Here is a 13,465-nt window from a genome sequence, read left to right as displayed (position 1 = left end):
TATAAACCAACACCTTTGTGTTTATAAGCCTATGCTGCATGCTCGGCAATCCGATTACAGGCAGGCTGTCATGTTTGAACCAATAGCAGTAGAAAGTGGAATTTCAAAAACTATCAGGTGGATAAGTATCTTTGCTGCTTGCCTGTGTATGTTCCCCAGCTTGTTATACCTGATCAATTCTGGATTTAACCAAGAGTTCTTTACCCAGCTTTATATGAGCCTGATATTTTCCATGTTTTGCCTATTAACTGGTGTGGCTCTTGGCTGGATTATTCAGGGCTTTACAAAACCTAAAGGCTTCTAGGCATTTAAAATCCAATAAAATACCAAATGACTACATCTATTCGACCTCAATAGGTATATGGTGAATATTCAACTAGGAGTCTAATCATGACCACATTGCAGAATAACATCATCGAATACCTGATTGATTATCAGCACATAACAGCATTTAACGCTTACGAGTGTAAGAAGCAAGGCCTAACGGTGAGAAGTGAAGGTTTAAAGCATAAGGCAGACATCATCGGAAATGCCGTAAGGGATTATCAAGCTGAATGCACCGCTGCTCATTAAACATAGCTCTATTGAATAGATAAAGGCAACTTAAAAGAGCCTATCAATTGAACGAAAACAAATTATTCAGAATGGACAAGAGATTGCTATTGGCCGTCTTAGGACGTTTTGAGGGTCTCGATTAGCCCCTTTGCCGCCATTCAGTTTGTAAAGAAACTCTGTTAAATCTACAGTTGAAATGCATAGAGATGTTTTTAGTATGTATTTTGTATATGCTGACTTTAGTATAAATTTATTCCGCACTGTTTCTGGCGTCCAGAATTCTAGGTAAATTGCTTTCAATCCAATCTGCCAGTGTAACAATGTGAGCAGCCACCTCTTCACCCAACGGTGTCAAACTATACTCAACATGTGGCGGCACCACTGGAAAAGATTTTCGATTTAAAAAACCATCCGATTCTAAGCTTTGTAAAGTTTGGGCTAACATTTTCTCACTGACCCCGTTCACTTTTTTGCGAATCTGACTAAAGCGTGATGTGCCTTCAAGCAACACCATGAGTACAAGTACACCCCACTGACTTGTTACGTGCTTGAGCACACTTCTAGATGGACATTCTGCGGCTAATAATTCACCACGTTGTAATCGCAAGGGTAATGACAATAACGTAGTAGATTTTTCAATGTTGTCATTTATTTTCATACTTACCTTTTTGTACGTACTTACTATTCGTTAGTTAGTTATCTTATCACTTCTATTTAATTTAAGGAGATAAAAATGATTGTTGTCACAGGCGCTTCAGGTCAATTAGGTAAACTTGTCATTCAGTTTTTATTAGAAAAAATCCCTGCATCTGGAATCATCGCAGCGGTACGCAACCCAGAAAAATCTAAAGATTTAGCAGAACTTGGCGTACAAGTCAGGCAGGCTGATTACAATGACCCTGCGTCGTTAACGACGGCTTTCAAAGGTGCTGAAAAGATATTGTTAATTTCATCTAATGAAATTGGCCAAAGAGCTGCACAGCATAGTGCGGTGATTGCGGCAGCAAAACAAGCTGAGGTTAAGGTGATTGCATATACCAGTGTGCTTAAGGCAGATACGTCTCCATTGGCTTTAGCGGGTGAACATTTGGAAACGGAACAAGCATTGAAAGCTTCTGGTCTGCCATTTGTCATATTACGTAATGGTTGGTACACAGAAAACTATACGGCGAGTATTCCTGCTGCATTGGCACATAACGCGTTCATAGGGAGTGCGGGAGATGGCAAGATTGCTTCAGCTGCGCGTAAAGATTATGCCGCCGCGGCAGCAACAGTATTATTAAACCCTGTTATATCAGGCACAATTTATGAGCTTGCAGGTGACGAGACCTATACCTTGGCAGAGTTTGTAAATGAAGTTGCAAAGCAATCAGGCAAGGCTGTGAGCTATGTCAACCTATCTCAAGATGAGTTTGCAGCAGCGTTAGAAGGTGCGGGGTTACCAAAACCATTTGCAGCGTTACTTGCAGACTCCGATGTAGGGGTATCTAAAGGAGCGCTGTTTGATGACAGCCATCAACTGAGCAAGTTGATCGGACACTCTACGCAGTCATACAGCGATTCAATTAAAATAGCTTTGCAAGGTTAGTCTAGGACTAATCGATAGCTGATGTATTCATTTCAGCTATCGATTACAGTAGGTGCCTTTATTCTTTATTCGCACCTTAACAGATTAGCTTGACTGGCTGCTATTGGCCGAAAGCCGCCATTAACATGGACTCTAGAGCTTATGTAAGGCCATTAGTGATTTCATCGTTTCCGTGGGCTCTCCCCCATCCCGGCCATCCTGCTTGGCAGGTGGGCCGTTGATTCTGGGCATGCCGGCCATGGATATGGTATCAAGCTTCTAAGGCATGTATTTGAAACTGCGATCGCAGCATCCAAACTCGTTGGAGTTGCAGTCCTGATGGTTGACCCAATCGACCAAGACGCGCTGGATAGATATATTCAGAAGATGGAATTCATAGAACTGCTTGATGCTGATGGAAGGCTGTTCTTGCCGATTAAGACTGTCATATCAATGTTTGTGGAGGAATTGTTACTTAACAAAACTTTTTCAGATTTAATGGTCTCTTCCTTGCCAGATTCACAATAGTTTTAGCCAAAACAGACTTCGTTTAATTGAAGTTATGGATAACAATACTTTAGAATCGTGTTAAGTGGGAAAATGGCTATCAATGGCGTAACTGGCCTAAGCCCGATGGCTCACATATCGACCAGATCAGCCAAGTAGTCAATGCCATCAAGAACAACCCAGATTCGCGTCGCTTAATCGTTTCAGCCTGGAACGTGGCCGATGTTGACCAGATGAAATTGCCACCATGCCATGCGTTTTTTCAGTTCTATGTGGCAGACGGTAAGTTGAGTTGCCAGCTATATCAGCGTAGCGCCGATATATTCTTGGGTGTGCCTTTTAATATTGCTTCTTACGCCTTGCTGACAATGATGGTGGCGCAGGTATGTGGCCTTAAACTGGGTGATTTTGTGCATACATTAGGCGATGCACATATTTATTCAAACCACTTGGATCAAGTGAATGAGCAACTTGCGCGGACGCCACGCGCATTGCCCATCATGAAAATCAATCCAGAGGTAAAAGACATCTTTGCCTTCAAGTTTGAAGATTTCAGTCTGGAAAACTACGACCCATATCCAGCTATTAAGGCAGTAGTCGCAGTTTAGGCATAAAAAAAGCGGACCTTCTCGGGGAGATGAAGGCCCGCTGTGAGTGAACTTAAATTCTTCACTACTAAAACATCACCACTAAATGCTCAATTGTTTATTCAGGCACTCACCAGTTGATTGCTATCAAGCTTAACGATGTCACCAATCCCATGCTGTGGCTGGCTATATTGGGTAACTAAACGGTAGCCACCATTTTCCATACGCACCTTGATGAGATAGGCCGTTTTAGCGCCCACTTTATCTGTATCGCCACCAATAAAATTACCACCCAGATCAGTAGCTACTTGGTCTATCGATTTGATTGAAATAATCACGCCACAATCTTGGCATAACTTATTTTCAGCCTGCGCCTGATTCAGTGTTTCATTGTCAGCATTGATCAATGTTTGATTATTTGAGCTCTGTCTCTGGGTATCAGTCTTATTCTCGGGCGCCTTGCTTTCAAAACTTGCTGCATGATTGCTCGGTTTATCGTTCGTCATGTCCTGCAATAAACCTTGTTTGGCATAAGGTACTGTAGGAATCAAACCTGTAATCGCAGCACTGCCTAGCAGGCTGAATATCGTCAGCGCAGTCGCCGCAACTAATACCATGGGATGCGCTTTTCTTGATGAATGTAATCTAGGTGAGTTGGACATGATGTTCTCCTATCAATTTAATGACATTAACCTTTAATCAGTAATCCATTTTTCACTGATTGCACACCTTGTATGCTGGTAGCAATATCAATAGCTCGGCGTATTTGGGTATTGTTTTCAACAAAGCCGCTTAATATCACTTCGCCTTTGTGTGTTTCAACGCTGATGTTCAGGCCTTTGATGCCATTGTCTTTCACTAGCTCAGCTTTGATTTTTGCTGTTAAAGCGCTGTCGTCAAGAAACGCTACAATTTGTTTTTGCTCGTTAGCGCTTTTATAGCTGTTGAATTCGTCAATTTGAATAGCGCCATCCTGATTAGCGTCAACCTTAACAAAATTCTCAGTGAGGTCTTTGTCTGGCGCTACTTCTTCAATGTTAAGTTTCCCATCATGATTGGCATCCAGCTTTTCAAATGCACTGTTTACTGGAGCATCGTTATTGGTATTGGTTGAGCCAGCACCTATGGCTGTTTCCTGAAAGCTCAAAACAACCATCACTGCTGCAACACAAGTGGCCAACTGTAATTTTTTATCAATTTGCTTAAACATGATTTAGGTCTCCTGCTTGCTTTACTTGTAAGGAGTATTGCAAGGGGTGTGCCAACTCAATTTAATTTAATTAAATCAATAAGTTATGAATTTTTAAGGTGAGTTGCCTCAGACAAGAGCTGTCGCCGTATGGCGACGCTGATCATGGTGATATCGTAAGTAATTGATTTTTAAGGAATAAGGATGTCTCAATATGCAGACATCCTGTGAGGTGCTACTCTTGGGAGCTATCGGATTTGAATAAAGCGGGAGTCAGTTGATGCCGTTCGAGCAGTTTGTAGAACTCTGTGCGATTGCGCTGGGCAAGCCTTGCAGCCTGGGTCACACCACCATTAGTGGCTTTTAGTAGCTTGATTAAATAGTCACGTTCAAAATCTTTACGGGCAGCTTCAAACGAGATGATGCCGCCGATATTGTCGTGCAGTGCTTTCTGTACCAGCATGGCAGGCACAATAGCGGTGGTGGATAGTACGACGGTCTGCTCAACGATGTTTTGTAGCTGACGTACATTGCCAGGCCAAGGTGCGGCAATCAGCAGTTCCATGGCCTCTGGTGCATAGCCATTGATACTCTTTTTATATTTTGCATTGAGTAATTGCAGAAAAGTATTCGCCAGTAGCGGTATATCCTCACGCCTATCTGCCAATGGTGGAATGGCGAGCGCGACCACATTGATACGGTAATACAGGTCTTCGCGAAAACGACCTTCTTTCATTTCTTCAGTCAGGCTTTTATGCGTGGCCGAGATGATGCGTACATCAATCGGCGTATCTGTGCTTGAACCTACCGGACGAATGACACGTTCTTGTAGCGCCCTCAGCAGCTTGATTTGCAGCGGCAGTGGCATATCACCGATTTCATCCAGAAACAGCGTGCCACCGTTAGCGCTCTGGAACAAACCTTTGTTATCGCGTATTGCGCCAGTAAATGCGCCTTTGGTATGCCCAAATAGTTCTGACTCCAGCAAGGCCTCGGGCATGGCGCCACAGTTGATAGCAACAAATGGTTTTTCATTGCGTGGGCTAGCTTGGTGAATCGCACGAGCGAGCAGCTCTTTACCTGTGCCACTTTCACCTTGAATAAACACGCTGGCATCTGAAACTGCCATCAGCTTGGCTTGACCTAGCAAGTTTTCCATTTGCGGGCTGCGCGTAACGATACCTGCACGCCAGGCTTGGTCTTTGGTGTCTATGGTGGTTGTATGCGCCCCAGTGGCCATTCTTAGGGCAGCTTCGACCTGTTGTAGCAATGATTTGCTGTCAAACGGTTTGGTCAAAAAGCCGAATACTCCGCGTTGTGTGGCATCTACCGCTTCGGGTATTGATCCATGCGCCGTTAACATTATCACGGGTAGTGCTGGGTCTTTTTTATGGATGACATCGAACAAAGCGAGCCCATCCATGCCAGGCATACGTAGATCACTGATAACAAGGGCAGGGCGGCTGAGTGAGATTTGCGCAAGGGCTTCTTCACCATTGCTGGCTGTCACAACCTGATAGCCAGCCGCTTTCAGGCGCATACCTAGTAGCTTTAATATATCTGGGTCGTCGTCAACAGTGAGGATTTTATAGCTTTCTTGCATGGCATCTGACCTCATTTAGGCTTTTTCTGGTCGCGGTCTATCATCGTTCGCTCTATATCTTTTAGCTCATCCAGTTTTTGTTGCAAAGCATCTGCTCTTTGCTGGGCTGCATCGAATTTTTGTTGTGCAACATCACTACGTTTTTGCTCATCTTTGATTTTTGAGGTTAATTTACTGTTGTCACTAACAAAATCACGTATCAATAAAAGTAGGCCTTTTTGCTTTGCCTCTAATGTTTTTTCTTTTAATAAATCATCAAGCAAACTTTGCGCCTTGGCATTATCTTTGACCTTACTGGCTGGGATCGCATACATGATGGCTGCTTTACTGCGCAAACTAATATCCGTTTTATTTTGCCCAAGTGCCTGTAATACCTGTACCAGCTCTTTTTTCTGGGCATCAGCCGATAAATCAGTGAATCTGGCAATATAATCTAGTAAATCTTCATTTGCTTGTGCCGGCTGCACAGTGGTGGCATTAGTTTCAGGCTGAACAGGCTTGGTTTGCTTGTTCATCAATGCGCAGCCGTTTAATAGCTGCATGCAGAGCAGTGGAGGTATCAGGTATATGAGTTTCATGTGGATATTGCCTCAACGTTGCCAATTTTCAAAGATTCAGGTCTTAACGGCAGGCGCACGCGAAAATGCGCGCCGTGTTCCGATGCCAGCAAGGTGATTTCTCCACCATGCGCATCTACATATTCTTTGGCGATAGAGAGCCCCAGGCCGCTGCCGCTGACCAAGCTCTCATAGACGCCGTTGCCGCGATAAAAGGGGTCAAACAAGCGTGCTTTATCTGCGGCAATCACACCTGGCCCACCATCGTGGATTTCAAATACCGCAAAATCATCACGTGGCTTGACGCTGATTTTAATATGCCCAGATGCGGGCGTATATTTGATGGCATTAGAAATCAGGTTATCAAAAACGGTATGCAGTTTCTCATGATCGCCCATCATTTGGGTATCAGAAAAATCAAGGCGGATGACAATACTTTTGCTGGTAAGCGTTAAAGCATACTCTGCGAGAATCTGTTTGATGAGATCGACTAATTGCAGGGTTTCAAACTTGAGTTGTGGTTTCTGGTATTGCACCGCGGTGTAATTTAGTAGGTTTTCAATCATTTTTTGCAGGCGCAAACTGCTTTCCTGCATGATCCCAGCAATCTCTTTTTGTTGTGGTGTGAGGCTTCCGCCAATTTCATCTTTTAATAGTTCGCTACCCTCACGGATGGCGGTAAGCGGAGTTTTTAGCTCATGCGATACGTGCCTTAGGAATCGCTGCTTTTGCTGATCGACTTCTTCTAGCTGTGAGCGTAACCAGTCAAGGCGTTCACCCAGATTATGTAAGTCTCCTGGCCCATCAATGCTGATAGGTTCATGGTAATCACCTTCACCCAGCCTGCGGATGGCTGCATCCATCTGGCGTATTGGTTGTGCTACCAGGAAAGTAATCGCAATCGCAACTAAGAGAGCAACTGGCAGCAAAGTGAGTGCCTGTGATACAAGCTTTTTCTGTGTGAGCTCGGTTGTTTTGGCTAACGCCATGGCCTGCTGGTCTATCAGTTGGTTGTTTTCTACAACGATATGCTGAGCTAGTGTTGATAGATCAATAAACTCTGCAATCACTTGTTTGGTGTTAATGGTATCAACCGAGGTGGTGATGACTTCATCGTATAACGCAGATTCTTTGGTGATCAAATCATGTAATGCATCTTGCTGTGTTTGGCCTATGGGAAGATTGCTTAACTGCGCCAGTGTACGTTTGAACTGATCATGTGAGCGGCTGAAATTCTCTAGTAGCTGCCCATCATGCAATACAAAATACTGGCGGGCACTTCGTTCCATCATGGTCAATTGCTCTACCATGCTGCGGCTTGCTCGCGTAGCAAGCACCGAGTTAGTGACCGTTGCACGGCTCTTATCTGCGAGGTTATCCAGGTAAAGCGCAGCATTGCCGAATGCAAAAAGCAGCGGCAATATGATTAGCGCAAAACCGATTAGCAGTAATTTTAAAAAAGATTTTGGGTAGGCGATGCGCAAGCCTTAATCCTTTGGTGAAGTGGATGGGTGGCACGTATAATTATGCTATGACTCAACTTTCTCTTATCGTTGCCATTGCTCAAAACAGAGTGATAGGTGCAAATAATGCTTTACCTTGGCATTTGCCAGAAGACCTGAAGCGCTTTCGTGCGTTGACAACTGGCCATCATATTATCATGGGTCGAAAAACCTATGACTCACTGAATAGGCTCTTGCCAAATCGAACCACTGTCATTGTGACCCGCAATCCGCACTATAAAGTTCCCGGGGCATTGATTGCACATTCATTGGCAGATGCTATTAAGCAGGCTGTTAATGACGATGAAGTGTTTTTAATTGGCGGTGCAGAACTCTATCGCGATGGCCTGAATTTAGCTGATAAGCTATATCTCACAGAGATTGAGGCCAGTTTCGAAGGTGATGCATTTTTCCCTGAAATTAATCTTATGGAATGGGCTGAGATTGGTCGTGAAAAGCACATTAGTGAGAAAGGCTTGACGTTTAGTTACATCACATATCAGCGTAAACGCTAAGTTTAATCAGCTAGTAAGTTTAGGCAGCTACAAATGTAAAATAAAACAGGCCTAACTTCAAAGTGTCAGGCCTGTTTTATCAATATTACTGTGCTATCAATACTATTGTTCTACCAATATTATTGTTCCACGCAATCCACGTAATACACCGCTTTGCCGTCTACTGTCTGCTTTACCAACCCATGTACATCGGTCTCAAATCCTGGGAATCGCTCATTGAACTCACGGGCAAATTTCAGGTAATTCACGATGATCTTGTTAAAGCGCTCACCAGGAATCAATAACGGAATGCCTGGCGGGTAGGGCGTAAGTAGCACAGCTGTGATACGACCTTCAAGCTCATCAATCGCCACGCGGTCAATCTTGCGGTGTGCCATGCGGGCAAACGCATCGGTTGGTTTCATTGCTGGAACCATGTCAGACAAGTACATTTCTGTTGTCAGGCGTGCAACATCGTTGGCTTTATACACTTCATGAATCTGCGTACAAAGATCACGCAGTCCGATGCGCTCATAGCGCGGGTACTTGCCCGAAAACTCTGGTAATACCTTCCACAATGGCTGGTTCTTGTCGTAGTCATCCTTGAACTGCTGCAGGGCAGCGACCATGGTATTCCAGCGGCCTTTGGTAATGCCGATGGTGAACATGATGAAGAAGGAATAGAGGCCAGTTTTTTCAACAATGACGCCATGTTCAGCCAAGTATTTGGTCACAATGGCGGCAGGGATGCCAAACGCATTAGAGAAGTCACCATGAATATCCAGACCTGGAGTAATGATGGTGGCTTTGATCGGATCCAGCATGTTGAAGCCTTCAGCCAGATTGCCAAAGCCATGCCAGTCTTCACCGGCTTTCAGCATCCAAGATGAGCGTTCTTCAATCCCTTCTTCAGTCAGGTCATCAGGACCCCAGACCTTGAACCACCAGTCAGCACCCCATTCTTCATCCACTTTGCGCATCGCACGGCGGAAATCCAGGGCTTCCATGATGGATTCTTCAACTAAGGCGGTACCGCCAGGCGCTTCCATCATGGCCGCTGCAACGTCGCAACTGGCAATAATCGAGTATTGTGGGCTGGTTGAGGTGTGCATCAAATAAGCTTCATTGAACACATCGCGGTCTAGCTGTATGTCTTCCGCATTCTGTACCAATATCTGCGAGGCCTGGCTCAAACCAGCCAGCAATTTATGCGTAGATTGCGTAGAAAATATCATCGACTCTTTGCAACGCGGGCGGTCCGCACCTATCGCATGGTAGTCGCCATAGAAGTCGTGGAATGTTGCATGTGGTAGCCAGGCTTCATCAAAATGCAGGGTGTCGATCTTGCCGTCCAGCATTTCCTTGATTTCTTCCACGTTATACAGCACGCCATCATAGGTAGACTGGGTAATCGTCAGCACGCGTGGTTTGGCATTCTTATCGGTAGCAAATGGGTTACGCGCGATCTTTTTCTGAATGTTTTCCCAAGCGAATTCTTCTTTCGGGATAGGCCCAATAATTCCGAAGTGGTTGCGGGTTGGCATGAGGAATACGGGAATCGCGCCGGTCATAATGATGGAATGCAATACCGACTTATGGCAGTTACGGTCAACGACTACGATATCGCCAGGCGCTACGGTTGAATTCCAGACAATCTTGTTCGAGGTTGAAGTGCCGTTGGTAACGAAATACAGGTGGTCGCAATTATAGATACGCGCTGCATTGCGCTCAGAGGCTGCAATTGGCCCAGTATGATCGAGCAATTGGCCAAGTTCATCTACCGCATTGCAAACGTCGGCACGCAGCATGTTTTCACCAAAGAACTGGTGGAACATCTGCCCTACAGGTGATTTCAGGAACGCGACACCGCCAGAGTGACCAGGGCAATGCCATGAATAAGAGCCTTCTTCGGCATAGTGCACTAGTGCACGGAAGAATGGCGGTGGCAGGCTATCCAAGTAGCTACGGGCTTCACGCAGGATATAGCGGGCAACGAATTCAGGCGTATCTTCATACATATGGATGAAGCCGTTCAACTCACGCAGAATCTCATTCGGTATATGGCGTGAGGTACGCGTTTCACCATGCAGGAAAATCGGTATTTCTTCGTTGCGATAGCGAATTTCATCGACGAATTTACGCAGATTTTGCAGGGCTTCAGGTTTTTCCTCAATGAACTCTTCATCGTCGATCGACAGAATGAAAGCCGAAGCACGGCTCTGCTGTTGGGCGAACGAAGTGAGGTCGCCATAGCTGGTCACGCCAAGCACTTCAACGCCTTCAGCTTCTATCGCTCTGGCAAGCACACGGATACCGAGCCCAGAGGAATTCTCTGAGCGAAAGTCTTCATCGATGATCACAACGGGGAAACGGAATTTCATATTGAACCTTCTTAATTTCTTTGTTCGTCATTCTGGCGAAGGCCAGAATCCAGGCCTAGTATTTCATGGTACAAATCTATCCAATCAGGATTTACTTGTTCAATGATGCGGATTTTCCAAATTCTATGCCAGAATTTAAGAGCTTTTTCTCTTGTGATTGCTGATTCCATTGTTCATGTGGTTCATACCAAACCAATGTATGGAGTTTATATTTTTTGGTAAAACCATCCGCAACTTCGTTTTTATGCTGCCATACTCGTTTTATTAAGTCTGAAGTGACACCAATATAAAGCGTGCCATTCCGACAATTGCTCATCATATAGACACATGGTTGCATTATTGTTAATTGGCCTGGATTCTGGCCTACGCCAGAATGACATCTAAATTAAATTTTGGGCAAGGTTACGCCGACTTGACCCTGGTATTTGCCACCACGGTCTTTATACGAAGTCTCACAGACATCATCTTCATCAGCCTCGAAGAACAGCACTTGCGCGCAGCCCTCGTTGGCGTAGATCTTGGCTGGCAAAGGCGTGGTATTGCTGAATTCGAGCGTGACATAGCCTTCCCACTCTGGTTCAAATGGCGTGACATTCACGATAATGCCGCAGCGCGCATAGGTTGATTTACCTAGGCAGATGGTTAGCACATTGCGCGGGATACGGAAATATTCTACGGTGCGGGCGAGCGCAAATGAGTTTGGAGGGATGATGCAGTAATCTGCATCCACTTCCACAAACGAGTTTGGGTCAAAGTTCTTGGGGTCAACGATCGTGCTGTTGATATTGGTAAATAACTTGAATTCGCTAGAGCAGCGAATATCGTAACCATAGCTTGAGGTACCGTAGGATACCAAGCGTTGGCCATTTGCCTCTTTAACTTGGCCTGGCTCGAATGGCTCAATCATGCCGTGTTGTTCTGCCATGCGGCGTATCCATTTATCGGACTTAATGCTCATATTCTTCCCTGTATTAAGGCTACGGAGCAGGTTGATGTTGCTCCGTAGAATTGATATTAAACTTTGTCGCCACCCAGTGCGATGCTGTAACGCCAGAACTGATCTGCTGCCTCGAAGATGACTTTTGAGGCTTCAGGATCACTACTACCAGCCGGGTATTGGTGCACAGCTGCTCTGTCAGCAGCCCAGGCTTCAATGACTGGATCAACCAGACGCCATTGTGCCTCTACTTCGCTGATGTGCAGGTATTGTGAGTTATCACCTTCCATCAGGTTGAGCAGCAAAGCCTCGTAAGCATCCACGGTTTCATCACCATCCTGACGATTTGCGCCAGCTAATTCGATCGTGCGGGTGTTGATGTCCAAGCCAGGAATCTTGGACTGAATTTCCAGCTTGATGCATTCACGTGGCTGTATGCCGATAATCAGCCAGTTTTGATCTTGGCCGTTGCCGATCTGTAATGGTGCTTTTTTGAAGCGCACACAGATGCGGGTGTCGGCTTCATGCAGGCGTTTCGCTGTGCGGATATAGAACGGCACACCTTTCCAACGCGGATTATCAATAAACAGTTTCAGTGCGGCATAGGTTTCTACCACGCTGCTGCTGTCGCCAAGTTCTTCCAGATAGCCTGGGACTTTTTCACCATTGATTTCACCAGCCGCATATTGCGCGCGGAAGGCGTTGTGCTTGATATCTTTGACTGGGATTGGACGTATTGCTTCAAGCAGCTTGATCTTCTCGGTACGCACAGCATCAGGGCTCAAGTCTTTCGGCATTTCCATGGCAGTCAATGCCAGGGTTTGCAGAATATGGCTCTGAATCATGTCACGCAACGCGCCGTTGGCATCGTAGAACTGGGTACGGTCGCCAACGCCAAGCATTTCGGTATTGGTGATCTGCACATGGTCTACATACTCATTATTCCAGATCGGCTCAAGCACGGTATTGGCAAAACGCTGCAACAGAATATTCTGTAATGCAGATTTACCAAGGTAGTGGTCGATACGATAAATCTGGCTTTCTTTTAGATGCTTAGTGATCGAGGCTTGCAATTCCTTGGCCGAAGGCAGGTTGGTACCGAATGGCTTTTCAATGACCACACGGCGCCAGTATTTTTCTTCATTCAGCAAATCGACTGCCGCGAGCTGTTCGACCACAGGTGCAAAATCAGTAGGGCGCACAGAAAGGAAGTAAGCAAGATTTTGCGGGAACACTTTCTCATTCGACAAGGTTTCCTTCATGCGTTTGAATGCATTTGGGTCTGTTGGTGGATTTGAGTGGTAATGGTTGCGCGCAATAAAGCGTTTGAATACTTCTTCGTCGTAGCCTTTTTTAAATTTGGCATCGAGCATGCCCTTGATGTCAGCATGCCAATCGGCTTGACTGACTTCGCCACGCCCCACTGACAAAATCGCCATGTCTTTTGGCAAACGCCCAAGGCTGTCTAATCTGAACAGGCCTGGCATCAATTTAACGCGGGAGAGATTACCACTGGCGCCGAAAAGCACCAGGGTGCAGGGGTCTATAACTTTCATCGTTTTATCTCTGGAGTTTTAGTTAACTTA

At 45.5% G+C, this 13,465-nt stretch carries 14 protein-coding genes and 1 pseudogene; 5 read left to right on the top strand and 10 right to left on the bottom strand.

Annotated elements, in window-relative coordinates; genetic code table 11:
• Positions 1–70: 70 nt before the first annotated feature.
• Positions 71–304: a hypothetical protein gene (locus ZMTM_RS08450; RefSeq protein WP_221763461.1), complete on the top strand. Its 234-nt coding sequence runs from the start codon at positions 71–73 to the stop codon at positions 302–304.
• A gap of 86 nt (positions 305–390) precedes the next feature.
• Entirely contained in the window at positions 391–573 is a 183-nt protein-coding gene (locus ZMTM_RS08445; RefSeq protein ID WP_221763460.1) for a hypothetical protein, read from the top strand.
• Positions 574–805: 232 nt separating this feature from the next.
• Here ZMTM_RS08445 and ZMTM_RS08440 read toward each other — a convergent pair whose 3' ends face one another.
• The gene (locus ZMTM_RS08440; RefSeq protein WP_221763459.1) at positions 806–1,213 is read right to left on the bottom strand and encodes a winged helix-turn-helix transcriptional regulator; all 408 of its coding nucleotides are present in this window, start codon (positions 1,211–1,213) and stop codon (positions 806–808) included.
• Between the two features lie 75 nt (positions 1,214–1,288).
• On the opposite strand from ZMTM_RS08440, the gene ZMTM_RS08435 reads away from it, so the two are divergent.
• On the top strand, positions 1,289–2,143 hold the full coding sequence (locus ZMTM_RS08435; protein ID WP_221763458.1) for an SDR family oxidoreductase: 855 nt from the start codon (positions 1,289–1,291) through the stop codon (positions 2,141–2,143).
• Positions 2,144–2,724: 581 nt separating this feature from the next.
• Positions 2,725–3,237: pseudogene (thyA, locus tag ZMTM_RS08430) on the top strand (thymidylate synthase); the annotation flags it as partial.
• A gap of 101 nt (positions 3,238–3,338) precedes the next feature.
• On the opposite strand, the gene ZMTM_RS08425 reads toward thyA, so the two are convergent.
• The 5 genes from ZMTM_RS08425 to ZMTM_RS08405 form a co-directional block, all read right to left on the bottom strand.
• Positions 3,339–3,878 carry a hypothetical protein gene (locus tag ZMTM_RS08425; protein WP_221763457.1) on the bottom strand — a complete coding sequence of 180 codons (540 nt, stop codon included), beginning with the start codon at positions 3,876–3,878 and terminating at the stop codon, positions 3,339–3,341.
• Positions 3,879–3,904: 26 nt separating this feature from the next.
• Positions 3,905–4,426, bottom strand: a complete 522-nt coding sequence (locus ZMTM_RS08420) for a BON domain-containing protein (protein WP_221763456.1) — start codon at positions 4,424–4,426, stop codon at positions 3,905–3,907.
• Between the two features lie 214 nt (positions 4,427–4,640).
• The gene (locus ZMTM_RS08415; RefSeq protein WP_225906996.1) at positions 4,641–6,023 is read right to left on the bottom strand and encodes a sigma 54-interacting transcriptional regulator; all 1,383 of its coding nucleotides are present in this window, start codon (positions 6,021–6,023) and stop codon (positions 4,641–4,643) included.
• Positions 6,020–6,586, bottom strand: a complete 567-nt coding sequence (locus ZMTM_RS08410) for a hypothetical protein (RefSeq protein ID WP_221763455.1) — start codon at positions 6,584–6,586, stop codon at positions 6,020–6,022. Before ZMTM_RS08410 ends, ZMTM_RS08415 begins: the two co-directional genes overlap by 4 nt.
• Positions 6,583–8,049 (bottom strand): HAMP domain-containing sensor histidine kinase, encoded by a 1,467-nt coding sequence (locus tag ZMTM_RS08405; RefSeq protein WP_221763454.1) that lies wholly within the window; start codon positions 8,047–8,049, stop codon positions 6,583–6,585. The genes ZMTM_RS08410 and ZMTM_RS08405 overlap by 4 nt, the downstream gene beginning before the upstream one ends.
• A 47-nt stretch (positions 8,050–8,096) precedes the next feature.
• Between ZMTM_RS08405 and ZMTM_RS08400 the strand changes: the two genes are divergently transcribed.
• Complete coding sequence (locus ZMTM_RS08400; RefSeq protein WP_221763453.1) at positions 8,097–8,582, top strand: dihydrofolate reductase; 486 nt, start codon at positions 8,097–8,099, stop codon at positions 8,580–8,582.
• A 119-nt stretch (positions 8,583–8,701) separates the two neighbouring features.
• Here the strand turns inward: ZMTM_RS08400 and ZMTM_RS08395 are convergent, their stop codons facing one another.
• From ZMTM_RS08395 to zwf, 4 genes are all read right to left on the bottom strand, one after another.
• Positions 8,702–10,942 (bottom strand): arginine/lysine/ornithine decarboxylase, encoded by a 2,241-nt coding sequence (locus ZMTM_RS08395; protein WP_221763452.1) that lies wholly within the window; start codon positions 10,940–10,942, stop codon positions 8,702–8,704.
• 91 nt (positions 10,943–11,033) lie between these two features.
• Positions 11,034–11,258: a GIY-YIG nuclease family protein gene (locus ZMTM_RS08390; protein WP_318840549.1), complete on the bottom strand. Its 225-nt coding sequence runs from the start codon at positions 11,256–11,258 to the stop codon at positions 11,034–11,036.
• Between the two features lie 69 nt (positions 11,259–11,327).
• Positions 11,328–11,900, bottom strand: coding sequence for a dCTP deaminase (dcd, locus tag ZMTM_RS08385; protein ID WP_221763451.1), 573 nt, complete (start codon positions 11,898–11,900; stop codon positions 11,328–11,330).
• A 56-nt stretch (positions 11,901–11,956) separates the two neighbouring features.
• Positions 11,957–13,435 carry a glucose-6-phosphate dehydrogenase gene (gene zwf / locus ZMTM_RS08380; RefSeq protein ID WP_221763450.1) on the bottom strand — a complete coding sequence of 493 codons (1,479 nt, stop codon included), beginning with the start codon at positions 13,433–13,435 and terminating at the stop codon, positions 11,957–11,959.
• Positions 13,436–13,465: the final 30 nt, after the last annotated feature.

The organism is Methyloradius palustris (assembly GCF_019703875.1).
GTDB classification, from domain to species: domain Bacteria; phylum Pseudomonadota; class Gammaproteobacteria; order Burkholderiales; family Methylophilaceae; genus Methyloradius; species Methyloradius palustris.
Note: the sequence above shows the minus strand (reverse complement) of the source record. Positions and strands in the feature narration are given on the sequence as shown.

What these genes read in the sequence shown, in the direction of transcription:
- ZMTM_RS08450 (WP_221763461.1), top strand. Translation starts at nt 71, where the DNA reads ATGTTTGAACCAATAGCAGTAGAAAGTGGAATTTCAAAAACTATCAGG.
- ZMTM_RS08445 (WP_221763460.1), top strand. Translation starts at nt 391, where the DNA reads ATGACCACATTGCAGAATAACATCATCGAATACCTGATTGATTATCAG.
- ZMTM_RS08440 (WP_221763459.1), bottom strand. Translation starts at nt 1,213, where the DNA reads ATGAAAATAAATGACAACATTGAAAAATCTACTACGTTATTGTCATTA.
- ZMTM_RS08435 (WP_221763458.1), top strand. Translation starts at nt 1,289, where the DNA reads ATGATTGTTGTCACAGGCGCTTCAGGTCAATTAGGTAAACTTGTCATT.
- ZMTM_RS08425 (WP_221763457.1), bottom strand. Translation starts at nt 3,878, where the DNA reads ATGTCCAACTCACCTAGATTACATTCATCAAGAAAAGCGCATCCCATG.
- ZMTM_RS08420 (WP_221763456.1), bottom strand. Translation starts at nt 4,426, where the DNA reads ATGTTTAAGCAAATTGATAAAAAATTACAGTTGGCCACTTGTGTTGCA.
- ZMTM_RS08415 (WP_225906996.1), bottom strand. Translation starts at nt 6,023, where the DNA reads ATGAGGTCAGATGCCATGCAAGAAAGCTATAAAATCCTCACTGTTGAC.
- ZMTM_RS08410 (WP_221763455.1), bottom strand. Translation starts at nt 6,586, where the DNA reads ATGAAACTCATATACCTGATACCTCCACTGCTCTGCATGCAGCTATTA.
- ZMTM_RS08400 (WP_221763453.1), top strand. Translation starts at nt 8,097, where the DNA reads ATGACTCAACTTTCTCTTATCGTTGCCATTGCTCAAAACAGAGTGATA.
- ZMTM_RS08395 (WP_221763452.1), bottom strand. Translation starts at nt 10,942, where the DNA reads ATGAAATTCCGTTTCCCCGTTGTGATCATCGATGAAGACTTTCGCTCA.
- ZMTM_RS08390 (WP_318840549.1), bottom strand. Translation starts at nt 11,258, where the DNA reads ATGAGCAATTGTCGGAATGGCACGCTTTATATTGGTGTCACTTCAGAC.
- dcd (WP_221763451.1), bottom strand. Translation starts at nt 11,900, where the DNA reads ATGAGCATTAAGTCCGATAAATGGATACGCCGCATGGCAGAACAACAC.
- zwf (WP_221763450.1), bottom strand. Translation starts at nt 13,435, where the DNA reads ATGAAAGTTATAGACCCCTGCACCCTGGTGCTTTTCGGCGCCAGTGGT.